At 66.5% G+C, this 24,009-nt stretch carries 21 protein-coding genes; 8 read left to right on the top strand and 13 right to left on the bottom strand.

Translation table 11 applies throughout. From position 1 onward, the window contains the following. Window positions 1-34: 34 nt before the first annotated feature. A complete protein-coding gene (gene purT, locus H0A72_RS13080; protein WP_180155985.1) occupies window positions 35-1,237 on the top strand; it encodes a formate-dependent phosphoribosylglycinamide formyltransferase in 1,203 nt (400 codons plus the stop codon). A 132-nt stretch (window positions 1,238-1,369) separates the two neighbouring features. On the opposite strand, the gene H0A72_RS13075 is transcribed toward purT, so the two are convergent. The 10 genes from H0A72_RS13075 to H0A72_RS13030 all read right to left on the bottom strand — a co-directional run bounded on the left by H0A72_RS13075 (window position 1,370) and on the right by H0A72_RS13030 (window position 13,056). Continuing rightward, on the bottom strand, window positions 1,370-2,365 hold the full coding sequence (locus H0A72_RS13075) for a Bug family tripartite tricarboxylate transporter substrate binding protein (protein ID WP_180155983.1): 996 nt from the start codon (window positions 2,363-2,365) through the stop codon (window positions 1,370-1,372). 56 nt (window positions 2,366-2,421) lie between these two features. Continuing rightward, window positions 2,422-3,987 carry a hydantoinase B/oxoprolinase family protein gene (locus H0A72_RS13070; RefSeq protein ID WP_180155981.1) on the bottom strand — a complete coding sequence of 522 codons (1,566 nt, stop codon included), beginning with the start codon at window positions 3,985-3,987 and terminating at the stop codon, window positions 2,422-2,424. Between the two features lie 43 nt (window positions 3,988-4,030). Next, window positions 4,031-6,151 (bottom strand): hydantoinase/oxoprolinase family protein, encoded by a 2,121-nt coding sequence (locus H0A72_RS13065; protein ID WP_218953302.1) that lies wholly within the window; start codon window positions 6,149-6,151, stop codon window positions 4,031-4,033. Beyond that, window positions 6,148-7,305: an NAD(P)/FAD-dependent oxidoreductase gene (locus tag H0A72_RS13060; protein ID WP_180155979.1), complete on the bottom strand. Its 1,158-nt coding sequence runs from the start codon at window positions 7,303-7,305 to the stop codon at window positions 6,148-6,150. The genes H0A72_RS13065 and H0A72_RS13060 overlap by 4 nt, the downstream gene beginning before the upstream one ends. Continuing rightward, complete coding sequence (locus H0A72_RS13055) at window positions 7,305-8,150, bottom strand: NAD-dependent epimerase/dehydratase family protein (RefSeq protein WP_180155977.1); 846 nt, start codon at window positions 8,148-8,150, stop codon at window positions 7,305-7,307. Before H0A72_RS13055 ends, H0A72_RS13060 begins: the two co-directional genes overlap by 1 nt. A 37-nt stretch (window positions 8,151-8,187) precedes the next feature. After that, on the bottom strand, window positions 8,188-9,402 hold the full coding sequence (locus H0A72_RS13050; RefSeq protein WP_246437055.1) for a pyridoxal phosphate-dependent aminotransferase: 1,215 nt from the start codon (window positions 9,400-9,402) through the stop codon (window positions 8,188-8,190). Window positions 9,403-9,409: 7 nt separating this feature from the next. Continuing rightward, a complete protein-coding gene (locus H0A72_RS13045; protein WP_180155975.1) occupies window positions 9,410-10,009 on the bottom strand; it encodes a thiamine pyrophosphate-dependent enzyme in 600 nt (199 codons plus the stop codon). Between the two features lie 4 nt (window positions 10,010-10,013). Next, complete coding sequence (locus H0A72_RS13040; protein ID WP_180155974.1) at window positions 10,014-10,553, bottom strand: thiamine pyrophosphate-binding protein; 540 nt, start codon at window positions 10,551-10,553, stop codon at window positions 10,014-10,016. Window positions 10,554-10,576: 23 nt separating this feature from the next. Then, window positions 10,577-12,025 (bottom strand): aldehyde dehydrogenase family protein, encoded by a 1,449-nt coding sequence (locus H0A72_RS13035; protein WP_180155972.1) that lies wholly within the window; start codon window positions 12,023-12,025, stop codon window positions 10,577-10,579. Between the two features lie 122 nt (window positions 12,026-12,147). After that, window positions 12,148-13,056 (bottom strand): TrmB family transcriptional regulator, encoded by a 909-nt coding sequence (locus H0A72_RS13030; RefSeq protein WP_180155970.1) that lies wholly within the window; start codon window positions 13,054-13,056, stop codon window positions 12,148-12,150. 243 nt (window positions 13,057-13,299) lie between these two features. Here H0A72_RS13030 and H0A72_RS13025 point away from each other — a divergent pair, with 243 nt between their 5' ends. From H0A72_RS13025 to accC, 6 genes are all read left to right on the top strand, one after another. Continuing rightward, window positions 13,300-14,262 (top strand): Bug family tripartite tricarboxylate transporter substrate binding protein, encoded by a 963-nt coding sequence (locus H0A72_RS13025; RefSeq protein WP_180155969.1) that lies wholly within the window; start codon window positions 13,300-13,302, stop codon window positions 14,260-14,262. A gap of 173 nt (window positions 14,263-14,435) precedes the next feature. After that, complete coding sequence (locus H0A72_RS13020; RefSeq protein ID WP_180155967.1) at window positions 14,436-15,971, top strand: acyl-CoA carboxylase subunit beta; 1,536 nt, start codon at window positions 14,436-14,438, stop codon at window positions 15,969-15,971. A gap of 28 nt (window positions 15,972-15,999) precedes the next feature. Then, window positions 16,000-16,221 carry a biotin/lipoyl-binding carrier protein gene (locus tag H0A72_RS13015; RefSeq protein WP_180155965.1) on the top strand — a complete coding sequence of 74 codons (222 nt, stop codon included), beginning with the start codon at window positions 16,000-16,002 and terminating at the stop codon, window positions 16,219-16,221. Between the two features lie 39 nt (window positions 16,222-16,260). Beyond that, the gene (locus tag H0A72_RS13010) at window positions 16,261-16,977 is read left to right on the top strand and encodes an acetate--CoA ligase family protein (RefSeq protein WP_180155963.1); all 717 of its coding nucleotides are present in this window, start codon (window positions 16,261-16,263) and stop codon (window positions 16,975-16,977) included. 6 nt (window positions 16,978-16,983) lie between these two features. Next, a complete protein-coding gene (locus tag H0A72_RS13005) occupies window positions 16,984-18,444 on the top strand; it encodes a CoA-binding protein (protein ID WP_180155961.1) in 1,461 nt (486 codons plus the stop codon). Window positions 18,445-18,458: 14 nt separating this feature from the next. After that, on the top strand, window positions 18,459-19,835 hold the full coding sequence (gene accC / locus H0A72_RS13000) for an acetyl-CoA carboxylase biotin carboxylase subunit (RefSeq protein ID WP_180155959.1): 1,377 nt from the start codon (window positions 18,459-18,461) through the stop codon (window positions 19,833-19,835). Between the two features lie 25 nt (window positions 19,836-19,860). On the opposite strand, the gene H0A72_RS12995 is transcribed toward accC, so the two are convergent. Next, window positions 19,861-20,091: a hypothetical protein gene (locus tag H0A72_RS12995; RefSeq protein ID WP_180155956.1), complete on the bottom strand. Its 231-nt coding sequence runs from the start codon at window positions 20,089-20,091 to the stop codon at window positions 19,861-19,863. Between the two features lie 249 nt (window positions 20,092-20,340). On the opposite strand from H0A72_RS12995, the gene H0A72_RS12990 reads away from it, so the two are divergent. Further along, the gene (locus tag H0A72_RS12990; protein ID WP_180155954.1) at window positions 20,341-21,510 is read left to right on the top strand and encodes a benzoate/H(+) symporter BenE family transporter; all 1,170 of its coding nucleotides are present in this window, start codon (window positions 20,341-20,343) and stop codon (window positions 21,508-21,510) included. Here H0A72_RS12990 and H0A72_RS12985 read toward each other — a convergent pair. Together H0A72_RS12985 and exaC are read right to left on the bottom strand one after the other, a co-directional pair. Beyond that, window positions 21,479-22,261, bottom strand: a complete 783-nt coding sequence (locus tag H0A72_RS12985; RefSeq protein WP_180155951.1) for a LamB/YcsF family protein — start codon at window positions 22,259-22,261, stop codon at window positions 21,479-21,481. The genes H0A72_RS12990 and H0A72_RS12985 overlap by 32 nt on opposite strands. A gap of 73 nt (window positions 22,262-22,334) precedes the next feature. Next, a complete protein-coding gene (gene exaC, locus H0A72_RS12980) occupies window positions 22,335-23,861 on the bottom strand; it encodes an acetaldehyde dehydrogenase ExaC (protein ID WP_180155949.1) in 1,527 nt (508 codons plus the stop codon). Between the last annotated feature and the right edge of the window lie 148 nt (window positions 23,862-24,009).

Raw genomic sequence — 24,009 nt, 5'->3', positions numbered from 1 at the left:
GCGGCATTTTCCGCATCCCACTGGAATTCCCATCATGAGTATCTTTGGAACCCCGCTCTCCCCTTCCGCCACGCGCGTCATGCTGCTCGGGTCGGGCGAGCTCGGAAAGGAAGTGATCATCGCGCTGCAGAGACTGGGCGTCGAAACCATAGCGGTCGACCGCTACGATCATGCCCCGGGGCAGCAGGTCGCGCACCACGCCCGCCGCATCGCCATGAGCGATGCGGAGCAGCTGAAAGCGCTCATCCTGAGCGAAAAGCCCGACCTGGTCGTGCCCGAGATCGAGGCCATCGCCACCCAGGCGCTCGAAGAGCTGGAAGCGGCGGGCGCGGCGCGCGTCATACCCACCGCGCGCGCGGCCCGGCTGACGATGGACCGCGAAGGCATCCGCCGGCTGGCCGCCGAAACCCTGGGCCTGCCCACCAGCCCCTATCGGTTCTGCGACACGCTGCAGGAGCTGCGCGCCGCCATCGAACAGCACGTCGGCTATCCCTGCGTCGTCAAGCCGGTCATGAGCAGTTCCGGCAAGGGCCAGAGCAGGGTCGACGGCCCCGACGACATCCAGCTGGCATGGGACCACGCCATGACGGGCGGCCGCGTCAGCCACGGCCGCGTCATCGTCGAAGGCTTCGTCGACTTCGACTACGAAATCACCTTGCTGACGGTCCGGTCGCGCGCGGCGGACGGCGGCATCGAGACCCAGTTCTGCGAGCCCATCGGGCACAAGCAGGTGGACGGCGACTACGTGGAAAGCTGGCAGCCGCAAGCCATGCGCCCCGCCGCGCTTGAAAAGGCGCGGCAAGTCGCGCGGGCCGTCACCGACAATCTGGGCGGCCAGGGCGTGTTCGGCGTCGAGCTCTTCGTCAAGGGCGATGAAGTCTGGTTCAGCGAAGTCAGCCCGCGCCCGCACGACACGGGCATGGTGACGATGATCAGCCAATGGCAGAGCCAGTTCGAACTGCACGCGCGCGCCATACTCGGCCTGCCCGTCAGCACCGCCCTGAAAAGCCCCGGCGCGAGCGCCGTCATCTACGGCGGCGTGGATGCGCAAGACATCGTCTATGAAGGCGTGGCCGAGGCGCTGCGGGTTCCGCAGACCGACTTGCGGCTTTTCGGCAAGCCTGAAAGCTATGTGAAGCGCCGCATGGGCGTCGCGCTGGCGCACGACCACAGCGCGGACGCCGCCCGCGCACGCGCGCGGGAAGCCGCCGGCAAGCTGCGGCCGCGGCTGCCCTGATTGGTCGATGGCGGGCCACGGAACCCCAAGCCCTTGTCGCCACGGGCTTTTTGAAAAGTACCCACGGGTTTTCCCTAGAGTTATGCACAGAATCTGTGGGTAACCTGGGGAATGCGGGTCAGGCAGCCGGCTTCATCTGGCGGCGCCGCCCGCGCCGAACAGCTCCTTGTACATCTGCGTGTCCCGCACGATGGTCTGGTGGAAGGCCCGCGCGTCGCTGCCCAGGATGATCGCTCCCTGCGATTCCATCTTTTCCACGACGGCCGGCTCCTTCAGTATTTCGGCAACCGTGGCCTCGATCTTTTGCACGACGCCGGCCGGCGTCCCCGCCGGCGCCGCGAGGCCGTGCCACATCCCCGCCTTCAGTTCGGGAAAACCGACTTCGGCGGAAGTCGGCACATCGGGCAGGGATGCCAGGCGCTTGTCCGACAGGGCGAACAGCGGGTATAGCTTGCCGTCGCGGACATGCCCGGCGATGGCCGGCACGACGTTGAACATCATGTTGACATGGCCGCCCAGCAAATCCACGGTCGCCGGCGAGGCGCCCTTGTAGCTGACGCCCATGATTTCCAGCCCGGTGCGGCGCGTGAACTGGATGGCGGAAACGTGCGATGCGCTGCCCTGGCCGGAATAGGCGTAGGTATAGGCGTTGGGCTTGCCCTTCTTCAGGAGTTCGAGCAGCTCCGGCACCGTCCGCGCGGGAAAAGAGGCATTGACCACCAGCACCGTCGGCGCCACGCCGATGTTGATGATGGGCACGAACTCCTGCAGGAAGCCCGACTCGGTATCGGGGTGCAGCGTCGCGTTCACGGCATTGTTGCTGCTGGCCAGGAACAGCGTATAGCCGTCGGGCCGGGCCGCCGCGACGCGCCGGGTGGCGATGATGGTGTCCGCGCCGGGACGATTCTCGATGACCACGGGCTGTCCCAGCTTTTCGCTCATGCGGGCGGCCACCACCCGCCCCATGAAGTCCGCGGCGCCGCCGGGCGGCCAGGGAATCACCATCGTGATCGGCCCGTTCGGATAGCCGGCGGGCGCCGCGCCGGCGGCGCCGCCCACCATGGACAGGGCGATCGACAGCCCGCCCAGCAGCATTTTTGCCGGATTGCGCAAGAGGTCGCTCTTCATGTCGGTCTCCGTAGCCAGGCCCAGGGCCTGTCAGCGTTAAAAGGCGGGCGGCACTGTCATTGCGGCGCGCCGAAACCGCCGCCGCCCGCGGTTTCCAGCACGATTCGGTCGCCCTTGCGCAACTGCTTCACGCTCGTCGGGTCGCGCAGCTCGCCGTTGATTTCCAGGCGGGCGGGCAGGCCCGCTTCGCCGCCCGCCGTGCCCTGCGGCGGCACGACGCGCCGCGCCATCAGGAAGGAGCATGAAACCGGTTCGTCTCCCACGTAGGTGAAGTCGAACCTGAGCCCGTCGCCCCCCGGGTGGACGCCGCGCCCGCCCGAGCCCCTGCGCAGGCTGCGCCCGTTGACGATGACGGGCGCTTCGGCCTCGATGATTTCGATCGGGCTGTTGCCCAGGTTGCTGGGGAAGCTCAGCGCGCTGAAGCCGGGCCGCTCGGCGGATGCGCCCTGGCCGGCGTTCACGAAGCTGCTGACGGCGAATTGCCGCCCCCGATGCCGACCCGACAGCGTCACGACGCAATTGCCGCTGCCTTCCGCCCGGCGGCGCGGGCCGAGTATGGGGCCCAGGGCGCCGAAGACCGCCGGCGGCAGCATGTGCCCGATCTGCCCCCGTGCACCGGTGCCCACGGGATGCTGCGCATTCAGGACCGATCCGACCGGGGCATGGACCGTGAGCGGCCGGAAGCTGCCCTCGGTGTTGGGCACGTCCGGCGACAGCAAGGCCTTGACCGCGAACGCCGTATAGGCATAGGTATAGGTTTCGACCACATTGATGGACTTGTCTTCGACCTGGGGCGACGTGCCGGAATAATCGACGTGCAGGTCGCCGCCCCGGACGCGGACCTTGCACTGTATGGTCAAGGGCGAGGAGAAGGCGTCGTGCTGCATCCGGTATTCGTATTCGCCGTCGGGCAGCGCATCGATGGCATCGCGCAGCGCGCGCTCGGACCGGCTGCAGATCTCCGCGCTCAGGGCGGCGAGGTCCAGCCCCGTTTCCGTCAAGAGCTCCAGCAGGCGGTTGCGTATCTGCTCGTGCGCCGTGCCCTGACCCCAGATGTCGCCCATGGTGGCGTCGGGCACCCTGACGTTGGCGCGTATGAAGGCCTCGACGGCGGCTTGCGGCGCCCCCTTGTCGATCAGCTTGAGCATCGGGATCTGCAGACCTTCCTCGAAAATGGACGGCACGTCGCTGGACCGCACGCGCCCGCCGATGTCGGGAACGTGGCTGGTGACCGCCGAGAAGGCGACCAGCTTCCCGCCCATGAAGATGGGCGCCACGGTGCTGACGTCGTGAATGTGCCCGGTCGCGAGCCAGGGGTCGTTGGTGATGATCAGGTCGCCGGGCGCAAGGGTTTCCCGGGGGAACATGCGTATGACGTGCTGCACGGTGCGCGGCAGGGTGCTGATGAAGGACGGGATGCTGAAACTGGATTGCGTCAGCGAATTGCCGTCGGCGTCGGTCAGCACGATGGCGTAATCGTTGGCCTCGCGGACCAGGCTGGAAAACGAGGTTCTGACGAACCCGGTCGCCGCCTCGTCCACGATGCTGCCCAGCCGGCTCCAGATGATCTCCAGCGTGACCGGATCGAAGCGCATGGACGGTTTTGTGATGTCGGACTTCATGTGTACCTCGCGAATGAGGCCGCTTTTCGGCCTGTTCCAGGATTCAAAGCAGTGTGATCGAGACCGTCAGGTCCTGCAGGATCTCCACCTGCGCTTTCCGGGCCACCACGATGGTCGATTCGGGTTCCTGCAACAGCAGCGGCCCATCGAGCCTGACGCCGGCCGGCAAGGCATAGCGATCGTAAACCGGCACCTCGGAAAAGGCGCGCTCGTCGGGCAGGTAGACCGAGCGCATGGCGCGCGGCCTGGCGCCGTCGTCTTGCCGGTCGACGCGCAGGTGGAAGGCCTGGACGGCTTTCTTCGAGCGCCCCGAAAGACGCCATGTCATGACCTGCACCACCCCGCCCGGCACGGGCTGGCCGTACAGCTCGGCATAGCGCTTGATGAAAAGCGGCTCGAACGCGGCCGGGTCGGCGGCATCGGCGCTTTCCAGAACGTGCTCGATGCTGATGGGATGACCCTGCCCCCTGTAGCGCAGGTCGGCCGACAGAACGAAGGCCATGTCCGCCGCCTCCACGCCCGCCGCGCGCAATTCCTCGATGGCGCTGTCCCGCATCTGGGCGGCCGCCGCGCGCAGCTCGGACGGATCCACCTCGGCAAGCAGCTGCGCGCGCGCCCATGCCCGGTCCGCGCGCGCCGGCGCCGCCAGGAAGCCCAGGCACGAGCCCACGCCGGCCGCGATCCCGCACAGCACCCGGCGGATGCCGAGCTTGTGCGCGACTTCTATCGCATGGACCGGCCCCGCGCCGCCCGTCGCCAGCATGGTCAGGGAACGCGGGTCCATGCCTTTCTCGGCGATGTGCATGCGGGCCGCCGAAGCCATGTTCTCGTTGACGATGTCGCAGATGCCGATGGCCACGTCCAGGCCCGACAGGGACAGCTGCCGGCCCAGCCCGTCCATGGCGCGCATGGCCTGGTCTTTGTACAGGCGCATCCTGCCGCCCAGGAAGTTGTCGGGATCGAGATAACCCAGCACCAGGTCGGCGTCGGTGACCGTCGGATCCGTGCCGCCCTGGCCGTAGCATGCGGGGCCGGGCGATGCCCCGGCGCTTTGCGGCCCCACGTTCAGCAGGCCCAGCACGCTGCGGTGCGCGATCGACCCGCCGCCGGCGCCGATCTCGATCAGGTCTATGCTGGGAACCAGTATCGGCAGGCCGCTGCCCTTCTTGAACCGGCGCGCCCGCGCCGCCTCGAACAGGAAGGTGATGGAAGGCGTGCCGTCCCTGGCCACGCAGGCCTTGGCGGTGGTGCCGCCCATGTCGAAGGTGAGCACGTCGCGCGCGCCCACCGCCGCCGCCGTGTTCAGCGCGCCCAGCACGCCTCCGGCGGGGCCCGATTCGAGCAGCACGATGGGCACGTCCGCCGCCGAACGCACGGACGTGAAGCCGCCGCTGGACACCATGATGTTCAAGGGCGACGGCGCGCCCACTTCCGCCAGCCGGTTCTGCAGGTTGCGCAGGTAGACCGCGGCGATGGGCTGCACGTAGGCGTTGGCCGCCACCGTGGACATGCGCTCGTATTCGCGCGGCTCGGAGGCCACGCGGCTGGACAGGCTGATGGACAAGTCGGGGAAACGCTCGCCCAGGTGGGCGGCGATCTTTTCCTCGTGGACCGGCGCGATATAGCTGTGCAGGGTGCAGATCCCGACGGACTCGACGCCGAGCGCCTGGACTTCGCGCGCAATGCCGTCGAGCATTTCGGCGGTGAGGGGCAGCAGTTCGTCGCCGTCGACGTCCAGCCTGCCCCCCGCCGTGACGATCGAGGCCCGCGGCACCAGGGGCTCGGGCAATTCGATGTCGATGTCGTACATGTCGTAGCGGATCTCGCGGGCGATCTCCAGCGCGTCTTCCGTGCCCGCGGTGACGACCAGCGCGGTCTTGACGCCCTTGCGTTCGAGTATCGCATTGGTCACCAGCGTGGTGCCGTGGACCACTTCCTGGGTGTGGACTTCCCGCCCCTTGAGCGCGCGCCTGGCGTGGTCCAGCAGCTTGGAGACGACCAGGGCCACGCCGCGGCTGGGATCGACGACGTCCGTCAGTTCCTTGGCCGTCAGGATGCGGCCTTCGCCGACCAGCTGCGCGACGCCGTCGGTGAACGTACCGCCGATGTCCACCCCGATCCGCACAGCCACCGGCCCCGCATCAGAATTCACTGTATTGTTCACGCTCTTGGTCCTTTATCGAGAAGTGGACGGCCCTCTATCACTCGCTGGTAGGAGAATGGGCCCAGGTCTATCGTTTCATATCGGCCCGTCGTCAGGAGCTCCGCCATGCCGCGCCCCACCGCCGGCGCATGCTGCAGCCCGTGGCCCGAGAAACCGGCCGCCATGTGGAAGCCGCGCAGCGCCCCGCACTCCCCGATGATGGGGTTGCCGTCGATTTCGCTCATGTCGTAGTGGCCGACCCACGCGTTCTGCAGGCGCAGCGCCTCGAACGCGCTGGAACGCTCTACCAGGCCGGGCCACAGATCGTTTTCAAAGCGGTCATGGTCCTGCGTCCAGTTGAAGCCTTTTTTTTCGTCGGGACGCGTGCGGGCGACGATGTAGCCGTCGCGCTCGGGCCGCAGTGCGAACCCGCAGGCCTCGCGCATCACGGGTATGCTTTCGATCGGGTCCTGGATCTTGAAGAAGAACTGCTCGCGCCGCATGGGGTAGATGGGCGCCTTGATGCCGGCCATCTCGCAGATCTCGGGCGCCCAGCAGTTGGCCGCGTTGACCACGATGTCGCAATTCAATGTCGCCCCCGACTGCAGGGCGACGCCGGACACCCTGCCATGGCCCTGGCCGATGCCCACCACCTTGTCCTTGAGATACACCGCGCCGTTGCCCTCGGCCGCCCTTCTGTACCCCATCAGGGCGGCGTGGGGGTCGATCTGCCCGTCCTGCGGCGACCACGCCGCCGCGACGACGTCCTGGAACCGGAACGACGGATAGCGTGCGCGCAAGGCGTCCCGGTCGAGCAGCGACACCTCGACGCCGCAAGCGCGCTGCATGGCGGCGCTGTGCTCCAGCTGCCGCGCGGACTCCGCGTCGGACACCATGTACAGATACCCCACGGTGCGCCAGGCCGGATCGAACGCCACCGCCGCGCCCTGCACCTGCGCCGCGAAGCCGGTGAAGACCTCGCGGCCGAACAGCGACATTTCGACGTTCTCGCGGATGTCGTGCAAGAAGCGCACGCCGCCGACCGAGCGCGGCGTCGCGGCGAATTCGTAAGTGGGGTCGGGCTCCACCACCGTGACGGGAGCGCCCGCCCGCGCCAGGTAATAGGCGATGGAAGACCCGATGATGCCACCGCCGACAATGACGATTTTTTCCATTACGTGATCTTCGATACGTCGCCGGCCCATTCCGACGCGGCCAGGTGGGCCGCATGGAACAGGCGCTCGAATTCATTCGAATCGGCCGCGGCGGGGTCTTTCAGCAGCTCGGCGCGGTACTGCTCGGAGTCGTCCTTGGGAAAGTAGCCGTAGCGCCGCGCATTGGGGTTGTCGTACAGCGAGCGGGTGTTGTTCGACACCCCCCAGAGGACGTCGAAATGGGTGTCCGGGTATTCCAGCGAGCAGCGCACCAGCTCGACCATGTCGCCCGGGCTGATCCAGGTGCCCAGGTCGCGCATCAGGGTCGGCCTGTGCTTGAAGGTGGCGATGCGCAAGGCCACCACCTGCAGCCCGTACTTGTCCGCGAAATAGCGGCCCGCGGCTTCGCCGAACGCTTTGCTGAGCCCGTATCGGGTGTCGGGCCGCGGCGGGGAATCGAGCCCCACGCGAGTGCTGCGCCGATAGTAGCCGTGCGCGTGTATGGAGCTCGCATACACCACCCGCTTCACGCCGGCGCGGCGCGCGGCTTCGAACACGTTGTAGGTGCCCATGATGTTGCTGCGCAGTACGTCTTCCCAGCAAGACTCGCCGACCATCTTGCCGTTTTCCCTGACGGCGCCCAGCACCCCGCCCATGTGGACGATGGCGTCCACGCCCTCGGCCAGCCGGTAGACCGCTTCCGCGTCGGACAGGTCCGCCGCTTGCGCTTCCTCTCCGGGCCCCGGTTCGCCCAGTTCGCGGATGTCGGTGAGGCGTAGGGAATAATCCGGCTTCAAGCCGTCGCGCAGCACGCGGCCCACCGCGCCGGCCGCTCCCGTCAGCAAGACGGTACGCTTGTCCTTCATTTGGCGTCTCCTGAATGATTGGAATGATTATGTTTATTTAGCCGAGCGCGGCGCAGGCGTCCCGCAGGCGCGCCGAGCCTTCCTCCAGGTTTTCCTGCGAGGTCGCGAAGCTGATCCGGAAGAAGCCCGGGCACCCGTAGGCGCTGCCCTGGATGACCACGAGCTTGTATTGGTCCAGCAGGTAGCGCACGAAGTCCAGGTCGGACTCCAGGCGCGCGCCCTGCGGCGTGGTCTTGCCCAGCAAGCCGCGGCAATCGCAGAAAAAGTACATCGACCCCTCGGGCGCGCGCACGCTCAGGCCGGGAATGCCCGCCAGGCGTTGCGCCAGGTAGTCGCGGCGCTGCGCCATGACGGCGCGCCTCGCGGCGACGTCGTCGTGGCTGGCGTTCAGGGCCGCGACCGCGCCCGCCTGGCCCAGGGACGACGCGCAAGACGTGGTCTGCGTCTGCAGTTTCACCATGGCCTTGACGAGCTCCGCCGGGCCCGCGCCGTAGCCGATGCGCAAGCCGGTCATCGCATAGGACTTCGATACGCCGTTGACGACCAGCGTGCGGGCCTTGATGCCTTCGCCGAGCGTCGCGATCGAGCGATGGACGGCGCCGCCGTAACGGAGGTGCTCGTAGATTTCATCGCTCATGATCAGCACATGGGGATGCCGCGCCAGCATCTCGGCCAGTTCGGCCAGCGTGGCGTCGGACAACATCGCGCCCGTCGGATTGTTGGGCGAATTGAGCACCAGCCACCGCGTCCTGGGCGTGATGGCCGCCTCGATGGCGGCGACGTCCAGCTGGAAGCCGCCGTCGGCGCCGCATTCCACGAAGACCGGCGTCCCGCCCGCGATGCGCACCTGATTGGGATAGGAAATCCAGTAGGGCACGGGCACGATGACCTCGTCGCCCTCGCCCACGGTGCACGCGAACGCGTGGTACATCACGCTCTTGGCTCCCGAGCCGATGATGATCTGGTCGCGGCCGTACTCCAGGCCGTTCTCGCGCAGGAGCTTGGCCCGGACGGCGTCGATCAATTCCAGGGTGCCGCCCGTGTTGGTGTAGTGCGTGTCGTCGCCGTCCAGGGCCTGCTTGATCGCTTCCTTGACGTTGGCGGGCACGGGGAAATCAGGCTCGCCGATGGAAAAGTCCACGACATGGTGGCCTTCGGCCCGCAGCGCGCGCGCCCGCGCGCCGGCCTCGGTGCTTTCAGAAGCTTTGAACCGCGCCATGAGCGGCGCGAAGGACAAGGGCATCGTCGTCATGGCCGCCTCATGGTTGACCGAGGAAAGCATTGCGGAAGCGCAGCTTCATCCAGACGCCGTCGCGGGTCTTGGCGAGATGGCCAGGATGCGCCGGCGATACCTTGAAGTTGATGACGACGGGGCCTTTGGCGTTGAGCAGGTCGTGGACCGCCGCGTCGACCTGGTCTTCTTTGTCGACCGTGCGCGCCACCGGCATGCCGCAGCCGGCCGCGATGTCGCCCAGCTCGACGCACTTGGCGGTGGCCGTCAGCTGGTTGCCGGTTTCCCCGTAGATGCCGTTGTCGAAGATCGCCAGCGACAGGTTGGTGGCGCCGGAGATCGCATACGTGGCGAGCGAGCCCAGGCCGCAAAGGACGTCGCCGTCGCCCATCAGCACCATGACGCGTTTCTCGGGCTGCGCCAGCGCCAGGCCCAGGCCCACCATGGCCGCCCCGCCCAGGGCGCCGTGCAGGTTGAAGTTGAGCGGATGATCCGCCCCGCGGGCCGCGACGGAATCGTAGGAAGCGCTGCTCAGGCCGGTCACCACCGGCATGTCGTCCCTGCCCTTCAGCAGTTGCTTGACGATTTCACGCCGGTTCAGCGTATAGCTATTGTGTCTCTCGTTCATGTTCTTACCTCAGGAATCTCTTGACGCCCATCACCCGCTGACTGAAGAAAACACCGACTCCATTCAACGTATTGAAAGCTTCTTCAGCGGCGGCCGCGACGCTGGCGCCGGCATCGTCGGCGCTGTCGACGGTCATGGCCTGGAAGCCCGCCATCTTGAAGTAGTCGCGGCAGCGCTGCCCCATCGGCACCTGCCACCGGTTGCCTTCCGCCCAGCTGGACCGCCAGGACACCAGGGCCAGGAACGGAAACTGGCAGACCTCCGACATGGAGGCGTTGTTGATGACGTTGCCCACGCCCGTGCTCTGCATGATGAGGCAACCCTTCGCGCCGCCCAGCCAGCATCCGGCGAGCAGGCCCGGGCCTTCGGACTCGTTCGTCAGCGGTATCGTCCTCATGTCCGGGTCCGCCAGACACAGGTCGATGACTTCCTTCATGCCTCCGTCCGGCACGAAGCCCACCACCGATATCCCCTGATCCTTCAATGCCTGGTAGACGTCCCGCGACCAGCTTCCGGCCGCGGCGCTTTCTGCTTCACTTACCATGACTCCCCCTCCTTTTTGCTGCACTATTGAAAAACGATGAACCGTTCCCGTGTCATGGCCTTGACCGAGTCCGCGGGGCTTTCGCGCCCGTAGCCGGACAGCCGGTCTCCGCCGTAAGGCATTTGATCGGGGCGGAACGTGGATGTGCCGTTGACGATGACCGCCCCGGTGATGACGGAACGATGGGCTTGCATGGCCACGGCGATGGACTGCGTAAACAAGCCGAAATTGATGCCGAAGCCCGTGGCGTTGACCCACTTGAACACGTCGGCGATGTCTTGGTATCGGTGGATGAGCACCACCGGGCCGAAGATTTCTTCGCATACCGCGCGCGTTTGCATGGGCGCGCCGGCCAGCAGCGTCGGTTCGACCATCGTGCCCTTGCGCCCGCCGCCGGCCAGGCATGTCGCGCCGTCCTGGACGGCTTCGCGGATGCGTTCGGCGATGCGCTCGGCGGCGGCCAGGTTGATCACGGGCCCGAGGTCCGTATCGGGATCGAGCGGGTCCCCGAGCTTGAGCGCCCGCACGCCTTCGGCCATGCGCTGCGTGACGCGCTCGGCCACGTCTTCATGGACGAAGACGTTCTGCACGGACGCGCAGCTTTGCCCCGCCAGGCGAAAGCCCGACGCGACGCATGCGGCCGCGGCGCGCTCGAGGTCGGCATCGGCATGGATCACGGTCGGCCCCAGCCCGCCCAGTTCCAGCGTGCAGGGCCGCAGTCCCGCGGCCGCCTTGACGGACTGCCCGGCCCGCAAGGAGCCGGTGAATGAAATGAAGTCGAGCCGCGGATCGGATACGAGGGCCTGGCCGACGTCGGCCCCGCCCTGCAGGAGATTGACGGCGCCGTCGGTGAAGCCGGCCCGCAGGAAGTGGCCGAACAAACGGCCGATGGTGCCGGCCGCCTCGGGCGGCGCCTTCAGGACGCAGGCATTGCCGGCGGCCAGCGCGGGCGCCAGTTTATGGCAGGCCAGGTTCACCGGCGCGTTGAAGGGCACGATCATCCCGACCGCCCCCACGGGGAAGCGCCGCGACACCGCAAGCGCCCCGGCCCCGAGCCGGCTGGCGTCGAGCGGCACCTGGCGCCCGGCGTTGCGGGTCGCCTCTTGTGCGCTCAGGCGGATGACGTCGATGGCGCGTTCCAGTTCGGTCCGGCTTTCGCGCAGGGTCTTGCCGGTTTCCAGGCTGAGCAGACGCGCCATGTTTTCCGCGTCCTGCCGCAAGCTTGCGGCGGCATCGAGCAGGCGTTCGGCCCGTTCATGGCCCGGCATGAGCGCCATGCGGTCGCGCGCCGCGCAAGCCGCGCCGACGGCGTCGCGCACGGAGTCGGCGGTGCCGCCGATGGCGGCCGTGACCACCGCGCCATCGTAAGGCGAGACGACATCGAAAGCCGGCCCGTCGGTGACCGGACGCCCGGCGATCACGGATGTGGCCGGAGCTTGGTTCGGGTACGAGGGATGCAGGGATTCATTCATTGTCGCCACGCCACGTTGACACCTATCGTGATTGAATTAAATCACATAGTAGCTGTTGTGACAACTACTTTAATTGCAGGCGCCGCGTCGTGCCGAAAACTACGGTGAATCGCAAACAGGCATCAGCTCTCGTTGACGGCTTTCTTCGCCTTTTCGAGATTGGCGGTGAGCTCGGACATCTGCTCCGGCGAGAACAGGCTGCGCCGCAGTTCGATGAGGCCCTTGCCGAAGCGCTCTTCGATTTCCTTGCCCAGATAGGCCATCATCTCGGCCATGTAGACATCGTGGCGGATCAGTGTTTCGGCCATGCGCACGATGGCAGGATTGGTTGTGTAGGCGCCCGTCAGCGTTTCGCCGAGGTTGGCGGTGAGGGCCAGGCGGTAATCGATGGCGATCGTGAACAGGTTGTCGGCGCCGCCGACGCGCTGCCCATTGCCTTCATGCAGGTAGACCTTGGTGCCCTTGCCGAAGCGCAGGAACTTGGTGTCTTCGCCGAACACGACGAAGATCAGCTTGACCCCGCGCGCGGCGGCCTTCTTGAGCCGCGGCGCATGGCGGCGCAGCACGTCGGTCGAGGCCTTGATCCAGACATGCTGAAGGGCATGGTCGATGAGCTCGTCGACTTTCGCGGCGATCTGCTCTTCGCCGTCTATGCTCCAGACGACATCGGGGCTTTCCTTGGGTTCGAGCGTTTCCAGCGTTTGCTGAAGGCGCTCGCAAAGATCGCCGACGTCGGACGCGATGCGGCCCAGCAAGGCCGAGGGCTCGACGGGCACGTAACGCGTGGGGTTTTCGCTGACGGGCTGCACCGCGCGCTTCTTGGCCAGGCTTTCCAGGGCGCCGTAGATATTGGCGCGCGGCAGCCCCGAATGCTTGCTGACCTCGTAGGCGGTGGCCGGGCTGCCCTGCAGCAGGCTCAGGTAGGTGCAGGCCTCGTATTCGGAGAATCCGAGGCGCTGTAGATCGTTGACCGGGCTGGATGCATCGGTGGATTTCTTGCTGGTGTTTTTGGTGGCGATTTGCTTGAACATATGGCAGCTCTGTGAATGATTCGGCCCATGGAACCGGTCAAGTTTGAGTCGATAGGCTGGCCCTGTCAACCTGGGCGCGGCGCCGGTAAAACCCGCCTCCGGAAAAATAATAGTAGTTCAAGCTGCTACTTAATGGCAGAATAGCCCGACCGGCCGCTAAGGGCCGGAATTCTCGCCAGGAGGAATGCCATGTTTTTCCATCAGAAAAGAGGCCTGGGCTTAGCGGCGCTGGCCAAAACAGGTATGAAAGCAGCGATCATCGCAAGCGCCCTGACCTTGGGCCCGGGCTCCGCCCTAGCCCAGGAAAACCCGCTGCGCAACAAAACCATCAACATCTCCGTCGGGTTCGGGGCGGGCGGCGCCATGGACCTGACCGCCCGCGTCATCGGCGACGCGCTGGGAAAGAATCTGGGCAATACCGTCGTCGTCCAGAACAAGCCCGGCGCGGGCGGCAACCTCGCCACCGACCAGCTGGTCAAAGCGGCGCCCGACGGCACCCATCTCATGCTGGGCGGCTACAACAACGCCCTGGCGCCCAGCCTGTACAAGAACTTGAATCATGATCCGCTGAAGGACCTCGAACCCATCGGCCGCGCCGTCACGACGGTGTCGGTGCTCGTCGTCAAGCCGTCGCTGGGCGTCAAGACGACCAAGGAACTGATCGAACTCGCCAAGAAGAATCCGGGCAACCTCGCCTATTCCAGTTCGGGCGTCGGGACTTCCGGCCACCTGGCCGCAGAAATGCTGGCGTCCATGGCGGGCGTCAAATTCCTGCACGTGCCCTATAAAGGCTCGCCGGAACAGCTGTCTTCCCTGTTCGGCGACCAGGCCGCGTTCTCCTTCATCGTTCTTTCCCAGGCCGTTCCGCAGATCGCGGCGGGCAAGCTCGTGGGCCTGGCGGTCTCGGGCCCCAAGCGCGATGCGCAGCTGCCCAATGTGCCCACCGTCGCCGAGTCGGGCTATCCCGAATATGAACACGTCCAGTGGTATGCCATCTTCGGCCCCAAGGGAATACCGAAAAACACCGTCCGCTTCCTGAACCAGGAAATCAACCAGGCGCTGGCCGCCCCGGAGGTCGCGAAACAGCTGCGGGACCGCGGCCTGGAGCCGGCGCCGAGCACGCCCGAGGAACTGGGCGAACTGCTGAAATCGGAGACCGCCGTGTTTGCCGGGATCGCCAAGAAAGCCAATATCCAGCCGCAATAGGCGCGGGGGCATCCGGAAGCCCGGCCGGACGCCGCGCCGGCCGCGCGCCGCCCCGTCCTTGCCGGGCGGCGTCCGACCTGGGGTCCCGGCCGCATCTGTTCTTCAGAAAGCAGTTGATTAGTAGTAGTCATTGCTACTACAATAATGACAAGACAGGGAGAAAGGATAGACACATGAGCCACGAACTCAATTCCAAGGAGCTGCAGGCACGCCGGGAAAAGGCGCTGGGCATGGGCGGGCCGGAACGCCTGGCCAAGCGGCGCGCACAGAAGGTGCTGAATGCGCGCGAGCGCCTGGCCGTGCTGCTGGACCCCGGCAGCTTCCATGAATCCGGCCTGCTGGCCACCTCGTATCGTCCCGAAGCCAAGGAAAAGACGCCCGCCGACGGCAAGGTCACGGGCTTCGGCGCCATAGAAGGCCGCCCGGTGGCGGTGGTGTCCAACGACTTCACCGTGCTGGGCGCATCCAGCAGCGTGGTCAACGGCAAGAAGATCAAGCACGTCCGGCAAGTCGCCGGCGATTCCGGCATGCCGCTCGTGCTGCTCGGGGAATCGGCGGGCGCCCGCATGCCCGACCGCATGGGCGCCGCGGGCCGCGCGATACTCGGGCAGGATCCCGCCGAGTACCTGCGCGACCGCCGCAGTCCCTGGGTGTCGGCGCTGCTGGGCAGCTGTTATGGCTCGTCCACCTGGTATGCCTGCCTGTCGGACTACGTCGTCATGCGCAAGGGCGCCACCATGGCCGTCGCCAGCAGCCGGGTCACCGAGCTGGCCATCAAGCAGACCGTCGACGCCGAAGAACTGGGCGGCTGGCGCCTGCATACGGGCACGACCGGCCTGGTCGACGCCGCCGTCGACACCGACGAGGAAGCGATCGAGCTGGTCAAGCGTTTCCTGAGCTACATGCCCAGCCACAACGGCGAGGCCCCGCCGGTGGCGCCGGTGCCCGAAGGCTCGGACGACGCGATTCAGGACATCCTGAGCGTGGTGCCGGAATCCCGCAGCCAGGTGTACGACAGCCGTGAAGTCATACGCCGCATCCTCGACAAGGACAGTCTGTTCGAGCTCAAGGGCCGCTTCGGCAAATCGCTGGTCACCGCGCTGGGCCGCATCGACGGCAAAACGGTCGGCGTCATTGCGAACAACCCGAAGTTCAAGGGCGGCTCCATCGACATCGACGCCTGCGCCAAAGCGACCAGCTTCCTGGTGCTGTGCGATTCCTTCAACATCCCCATCGTGCTGCTGGCCGACCAGCCGGGCTTTCTCATCGGCATAGACGGCGAAAAACGAGGCGCGCCGGGGCGCATCATGAACTGGATGAACGCCATCTCGCAGGTCACCGTCCCGAAAATATCGATCACCCTGCGCAAGAACTACGGCCAGGCCTACCTGAACATGGGCGGCGGGCGCAACAGCGACGAAGCGGCCGCCTGGCCCAGCGCCGACTACGGCTTCATGGACGCCGGCACCGCCGTCAACGTGCTGCACGGCGTCAGGTACGAGGACGACCCCGAACGCTTCCGCAAGCTCGCCGAAGCAATCAGCCAGGACAACGCCCCCTGGGACCTGGCCGCCCTGTACGAATTGAAAGACGTCATACATCCGCTGGAAACCCGGTCCTACCTGAAAAGCGTGCTTGCCATCCATTCCAGGAAACCCACGGGCGGCGTCGGGCGGCATCGGCTGTCGTGCTGGCCCACCAGCTACTGAAACCCCTCAAACAAACGGAGCACACACCATGACCGCACTCTCGATCACCAGCGACATCACCGGCACCGTCTGGAAAGTGCTGATCAAGCCGGGCGACAAAGTCGAGGAGGACGACGCGCTCGTCATCCTCGAATCCATGAAAATGGAAATCCCCGTCCTCGCCACGGAAGCCGCCACCGTTCTGGAAGTCCGCGTCACGGAAGGGCAGGCGATTTCGGAAGGAGACGTGGTCGCCGTCCTCGAGGCATGAGGACAACCGGACGATTCGACAACCCACTTGGAGTCGGCAATGCGGATTGCAGATAGGGCGCGTACCTTGTTCAAGCAAGCGAAGCAACAGAAGCGCCGGGCGCTGGACGAGCCCACCGCGAAGCGCATCCTCGATCTATACGGCATACGCACGCCCAGATCCGCCGTCGTGGACGGCGCCACCGCCTCGGACGCCATGCTGCGGGACCTCGGCGGCCGGGTCGTCGTGAAGCTGATCTCGCCCGACGTCCTGCACAAGTCCGACTTCGGCGGGGTGGCGCTGGGCGTGGAAGACGCCGCCGGCCTTCGCGCCGCCATGGACGCCATGTCGCAGCGCTGCCGCGAGCACGGCTACCGCGTCGAAGGCTTCCTGCTCGAAGAACAGATCCAGGAGGGCCACGAGATCGTCATCGGCGGCTTCCAGGACCCGTCTTTCGGGCCCGTCATCATGCTCGGCCTGGGCGGCATCTTCGTCGAGATCCTCAAGGATGTCTCTTTCAGGATCTGCCCCATCACCAGAACCGACGCGCTCGAAATGCTGGGCGAACTGCGCGGCGCCGCCTTGCTCAGAGGCGCCCGCGGCCGCCCGCCGGTGCCGGACGACGTGGTGACCGGCGCCCTGCTCGCCGTGGGAGGCGAGAACGGCTTGTTCTTCGAGCTGGCCGACCAGATCGGCGAATTGGACGTCAACCCGCTGATCGTGTCGGCGCAGGGCGCGATCGCCCTGGACGCACGCGTCGTACTTGTCTCGGAGTAAGCCAGCATGACCGCCATTGCGCCTGAAATCATCCAGGGCACCAGCCTGCACGCCTTGTTCCACCCGCGCACGATCGCCGTGGCGGGCGTATCGAGAAGGTCCGACGGCCAGGGCAACAAATTCATCCGTCGCCTGCGCGAGGCGGGCTATCGGGGCGCCATCTACCCCATCCACCCCACCGAGCCCGAGCTCGAAGGCTTGCGCAGCTATCCCAGCCTGTCCCAGACGCCGGAACCCATCGACTATGCCTTCATCGCCATCCCGGCGGAGGCCGTGCCCGCCATGCTGGCCGAGGCGGCGGGCAGGGTCCGCTTCGCGCAGGTGATGTCCAGCGGCTTCGGCGAAGGCGGGCGCGGCATGGCGCTGCGGCGGGCGCTGCTGGACGCGGTCCGCAGGGGCGGCATGCGTTTGCTGGGCCCCAATTGCCTGGGCACGTATTCGCCGGCGGCCGGCATGAGCTTCATCGACGGCCGGCCCGCCGCGCCGGGCTCGGTCGGGGTTTTTTCCCAGAGCGGCGGCTTGTCGGTGGACATCATCCGCAACGGCGAATACCGCGGGCTGCGCTTCAGCGGCGTGGTGTCGCTGGGCAACTGCCTGGACATCGGCCCTTGCGAACTGCTGGCCCACTATCTGGAAGATCCCTCCACCCGTGTCATCGGCGCCTATATCGAGGACATCCGCGAAGGACGCCGCTTCTTTGAAATCCTGCGCGACGCCCGCGCGGCCAAGCCCGTGGTGCTGCTCAAGGGCGGGCGCACCGCGCAAGGCCTGCGGGCCGCGGCCTCGCATACCGGCTCTCTCGCGGGCAGCGAGCAGGTCTGGACGGCGCTGGCGGCCCAGACGGGCTCCATACTGGTGGACAGCCTAGAGGACTTCATCAACGTGCTGGCCGCCTTCGAAAGCGAGCGCGATTCGAAGCCGCCCTTCGACGGGCGCGTGGTGCTGTTCGGCAACGGCGGCGGCGCCAGCGTGCTGGCGGCCGACGCCCTGGGCAAGCTGGGCGTCGACGTGCCCGCGCTCGGCGCCGCCACGGCGGCGGCGCTGGAAGCGTTGCGGGTGCCGGCCGGAGCGGGGCTGGAAAACCCGCTCGACGTCCCCGCGAACATCCTGGAACGCAGCAAGGGCCGGATCGCCGGCAGCATCCTGGAGGCCGTCATCACGCAGGAACGCCCCGGCGCCGTCCTGGCGCACATCAACCTGCCGGTCATCATGGGCTACCGCGGCGGCGCGCTGCTGGACGAGCTGATGCAGACGGTGCTGGGCCTGCAAGGGCTGCTTGCGCCGGCCACCCGCCTGTATCTCGTCCTGCGCTCCACGGGCCAGGCCGACTATGAGGAAAAGCGCCGGCGGTATGCGCAGCAGGCCATACAGGCCGGCATCCCGACGTTTTTCGACCTCGTCTCCGCGGCGCGCGCCCTGCACGCGCTGAACACCTACAGCCGCTACTACCATACCCGGCATCCGTGAAGAAGGACGCAATCATGGCCCGATCATTCGACACCGTACTCATCGCCAACCGCGGAGAGATCGCCGTGCGCATCATCCGCGCCTGCCGGGAGGCCGGCCTCAAGACCGTGCAGGCGTATTCGAGCGCCGATGCGGACACCCTGCCCGTCCGCATGGCCGACGAAGCCGTCCTGATCGGCGGCCCCAAGCCGGCCGAGAGCTACCTGAACACCGGCGCCCTGCTCCAGGCCGCCGCGCAGGCCGGAGCGGGCGCCGTGCACCCGGGCTATGGCTTCCTGTCGGAAAACGCCGATTTCGCCGATGCCGTCGTCGCGGCCGGCCTGGTCTACATCGGGCCGCAAGCGGAGATCATCCGCATGATGGGCGACAAAGTCCGGGCGCGCCAATGCGCCAAGCAGGCGGGCGTGCCCGTCATCCCGGGATCCGAAGGCGTCGTCTCGACCGAAGCCGAGGCGCTCGCGGTCGCCGCGGAAATCGGCTACCCGGTGCTGATCAAGGCGGCGGCGGGCGGCGGCGGCCGCGGGATGCGCGTCGCGCAGGATGCGAGCGAGCTGCGGGACAAGCTGGCCGGCGCCATGAACGAGGCGCAAGCCGCCTTCGGCTCGCGGGAAGTCTATCTGGAGAAATTCCTCGAACGCATCCGCCACATCGAAGTCCAGGTCGCCGGCGACGGCAACGAGGTCATCCACCTGGGAGACCGGGACTGCTCGATCCAGCGCCGCCACCAGAAGCTGCTCGAGGAAGGGCCGGCCGTCGCGCTGGACCACGCGCTCCAGGAAGAAATCCGGCTATCGGCGAGGACGCTGGCGGCGTCCATCGGCTATCGCAACGTCGGCACCGTCGAGTTCATCGTCGAGCCGCGCAGCCGGCAATTCTATTTCATCGAAATGAATACCCGCATCCAGGTCGAGCACCCCGTCACGGAGCTGCTGACGGGCGTCGACCTGGTCAAGATGCAGCTGGCCATCGCCGCCGGCCTGCCGCTTTCGGTCAGGCAGGAAGACGTACGCCTGCACGGCCATGCCATCGAGCTGCGCATCAATGCGGAAAACCCCGCCAAGGGCTTCATTCCCTGCGCCGGGCGCATCACCGAATTCGCCATGCCCTCGGGCCCGGGCGTCAGGGTGGACACCCACGCCTATGCCGGCTATGAATTGCCGCCCTATTACGATTCCCTGCTTGCCAAGCTGCTGGTTTGGGGACGCGACCGCGAGGAAGCCCTGGATCGCCTCAGGCGCGCCCTGGACGAGGCGCGCATCGAAGGCATCGCCACCACCCTGGCGTTCCACCGGCAACTGCTGCGGGAAGGCGATTTCCTGCGGAACGACACGCACACCCGGTTCATCAAAGAGCACATGTACGGCAAGCATCCCATGAGGCATCTGCTCTGACGCCGCGCGCCCGCGGGCCGGGCGCTCATACTTTTTCTATGATGTCGATGTGATCGTTGATCAGCGACTGGCAATGCCCGTCGGCGGACCACGCATACCACTGCTGTACGGCCGCATGCCGGTCCTGGTGCAGCACATAGCCGAAATAGCGCTGTTCGCCGCCGTCGGCGCCGCCGTCCACGTCGCTGATGAACGCCAGCCTGCCGCTACGCGTCACGTACACCCCGCAGCCGGTTATGATGGTCTGCCCGCCCATAGATGCCGTCCATTGGGGCTGTTAACGCTGAAGGTAGGCGGCACTGGCCCCAATCCGTGTCGCACCGCTTTCGGGCACGGCCAGCACATGATAGACAGGCCTGTGCCTATACTAGCAGCGCAAGCCCGGCGATGTAGCCCTGCGAACGGCTTCGGACATCTGGCCGGTCGCGGTTTCGCGGCCGGCCCGCGAGTGCTAGGATATCGGCCATCGCGGCGCACGGCCGCGCTTGAAAGGCATGGAAACAACGTGGGCAACTGGTTCAGGATTTCGCATATTTCGGCCGGCTTCATCGCCGTCCTCGTCGGCTACACGAGCTCCGTCGCCATCATCTTCCAGGCCGCCACCGCGGCGCACGCCACCCCCGCCGAACTGAACTCCTGGATGTGGGCGCTGGGCATAGGCATGGGCGTCAGCTGCATCGGGCTTTCGCTCCGCTACCGCAGCCCGGTGCTCACGGCCTGGTCCACGCCGGGCGCGGCGCTGCTCGTCACCGGGCTTTCCGGCCTCGGCATGGCGCAGGCGATCGGCGTCTTCCTGTTCTCCTCGCTGCTCATCACGGCCAGCGGCATGACGGGCTGGTTCCAGAAGACCATGGAGTACGTGCCCAGGCATGTTGCGGCGGCCATGCTCGCCGGCATATTGATACGCTTCGGCATGGATTTGTTCGTCGCGATGCAGACGCAATGGCTGATGGTCGGGCTGATGTTCCTCGCCTACCTGTCGGGGCGCTTCTGGATGCCCCGCTACACCATTCCCGGCGCGCTCGCGGTCGGCATCGCCTGCGCCGCGCCGCTGGGCCTGCTGCACCTGGACCTGCTCAGCTGGCAGCCGGCCGCGCCGCTGTTCATGAAGCCGGAGTTCTCGCTGTCGGCGCTCATCGGCGTCGGGATCCCGCTGTTCATCGTTACCATGACCTCGCAAAACGTGCCGGGCCTTGCGGTGCTGCGCGCCAACGGCTTCGACACGCCGGCCTCGCCCCTCATCACCTCCACCGGCATCGTCGGCCTGGTGCTGGCCCCCTTCGGCGGCTACGCATTCAACCTGGCCGCCATCACGGCGGCCATCTGCATGAGCAAGGACGCGGACCCGGATCCGTCGAGGCGCTACATGGCCTCGGTCTGGGCGGGGATCTTCTACCTGCTGACCGGCGTCTTCGGCGCCACCGTGGTCGGGCTGTTCACCGCCTTTCCCACCGAGCTGGTGGCCGCCATCGCCGGCCTGGCGCTGCTGGGCACCATAGGCAACAGCCTGGCGGGCGCGCTCGGCGACGAAAAAGGCCGCGAAGCGGCCTTGGTGACTTTCATTTGCACCGCCTCGGGCATGAGCTTCATGGGCATCGGCAGCGCATTCTGGGGATTGGTCTTCGGGATGTGCGTCCACGCCGTCATGGCGCGGGCCGGGAAACGGGTTCTATAGTCCGCAGCCCTATGCCCGCCTGCTGCAAGCCGGCGCAGATCGCGCGGGCGAAGACCAGGGCGCCGGGCTGGTCGCCGTGTATGCACAAGGTATCGGCCTGCACGGGGATGTCGACCCCTTGCACGGATTCCACCTTGCCTTCGGTGACCATGCGCACCACCTGGCGCAAGGCGATGTCCGGATCGACGATCATGGCGTCGGGCCGTTTCCGCGAGGTGAGGCTGCCGTCGTCCTGGTAGGTCCGGTCGGCGAATACTTCCTGGGCCACCTGCAGCCCCACTTCGCGCGCCGCCTCGACCTGGACGCTGGAGGCAAGCGCGTAGAGCACCAGGCCGGCGTCCACGTCCCGTACGGCCTGGGCGATGGCGGTGGCCAGTTCCCGGTTCTTGCAAGCCATGTTGTACAGGGCGCCGTGGGCCTTCACGTGATGCAGCCGCGCGCCCTGGCTGGCGGCCACGGCGGCCAGGGCGCCGACCTGGTAGACCACGATGTCGTAGGCTTCCGAAGGGGTGATGTCCATGACGCGCCGGCCGAAGCCCTGCAGGTCGGGCAGGCTGGGGTGGGCGCCCAGCGCGGCGTCGTTCTTGAGCGCGGCGGCGACGGTGCGGCGCATGGTGGTGGGGTCGCCGGCATGATAGCCGCAGGCGATGTTCGCGGAAGTGACGTAGGGGAGGATGTCGTCGTCATGCCCCATGGTCCATGCGCCATAGCTTTCCCCCATGTCGCAGTTCAAATCGATCGTCAACGCCATGTCTGCCTCCTGCCGATTGTTTCGTAAGCGTTTTGAACGGATGATAAAGCAAAATGGGGGTTCTGGGACTCGGTCAGAAGAAACCCAGCGCATTGGGGCTGTAGCTGACCAGCAGGCACTTCGTCTGCTGATACGCCTGTAGCGCCATCTTGTGGGTTTCGCGCCCGATGCCCGACTGCTTGTAGCCGCCGAAAGCCGCATGGGCGGGATACAGGTTATAGCAGTTGGTCCAGACCCGCCCCGCCTGGATCTGCCTGCCGACCCGATACGCGCGCGAACCGTCCCGCGTCCACACCCCCGCGCCCAGGCCGTAATACGTGTCGTTCGCGATCTCGATCGCATGGTCCTCGTCCTTGAACTTCATCACCGACGCGACCGGCCCGAAGATCTCCTCCTGGAATATGCGCATGCTGTTTTCGCCGAACAGCAGGGTCGGCTTCACATAGAAGCCCTGCTCCAGGCCCTCGCCCGGCGCATTGCGGGCGCCGCCGGTCAGGCATGTCGCGCCTTCCGCCCGCCCGATGTCGATGTAAGACAGGATCTTGTCCATCTGCACCTGCGAGACCTGGGCGCCCACCATCGTATTGCTGTCCAGCGGATGTCCCGTCCGGATGGATTCCACGCGCTTGACGGCCCGTTCGATGAAGCGGTCGTAGATCGATTCCTGTATCAGCACGCGCGACGGGCAGGTGCAGACCTCGCCCTGGTTCAGCGCGAACATCGCCAGGCCTTCCAGCGCCTTGTCGAAAAACGCGTCGTCCTGGTCCATGACGTCGGCAAAGAAGATGTTCGGGCTCTTGCCGCCCAGCTCCACCGTCGAGGGAATGAGGTTGTCCGCCGCGGCATGGAGTATGTGCTTGCCGGTGGGCGTCGAACCCGTGAACGCGAGCTTGCTGATGCGCTTGCTGGTGGCCAGCGCATTGCCCGCCTCCTTGCCGAAGCCGTTGACGATGTTCAGGACGCCGGGCGGCAGGAGGTCGCCGATCAGCTCCACCAGGACCAGAATGGAGGCCGGCGTCTGCTCGGCCGGCTTGAGGACCACGCAATTGCCCGCGGCGAGCGCGGGGCCCAGCTTCCAGGCGGCCATCAAGATCGGGAAGTTCCAGGGGATGATCTGCCCCACCACGCCCATCGGCTCGTGGAAATGATAGGCGACCGTGTCCTTGTCGATCTCGGATATCCCGCCTTCCTGGGCCCGTATGCAGCCCGCGAAATAGCGGAAGTGGTCGATGGCCAGGGGCAGGTCGGCGGCCATGGTTTCGCGCAGCGGCTTGCCGTTGTCGATGGACTCCGCCACCGCCAGCACTTTCAGATTCTTCTCCATGACGTCGGCGATGCGCAGCAGGATGCCGGCGCGCTCGGCCGGAGAAGTCTCGCCCCATTTGCGGCGGGCGGCGTGCGCGGCGTCCAGCGCCAGGTCCACGTCGGCGGCGTCCGACCGCGGCACTTCGCAGAAGGTCTGCCCCGTGATGGGCGACACGTTCTCGAAGTAGTTGCCCGCCACCGGCGCGACCCATCGTCCCCCAATATAGTTTTCATAGTGCTTTTTGTAGGGGTACTCGACGTCGATGCCGAAGTATTTCAGTTGAGTCAGGTCCACGTTGGTCTCCTTTGATGAAACACGCCCGCGGGATGCGGGCCCTCGTTTCCGTCAAAGCAAGATGCATGCCAATCGCCGCCCCACCCGGACCGCTGGGCAAACGATCGGGGAAGGTGTATGGTGGATCTGTTTCCAGGCCAGTATCCTG

This window comes from Parapusillimonas granuli, from assembly GCF_013416525.1.
GTDB classification, from domain to species: Bacteria; Pseudomonadota; Gammaproteobacteria; order Burkholderiales; family Burkholderiaceae_B; genus Parapusillimonas; species Parapusillimonas granuli.
This window is presented reverse-complemented; position numbering and strand designations above follow the sequence as displayed.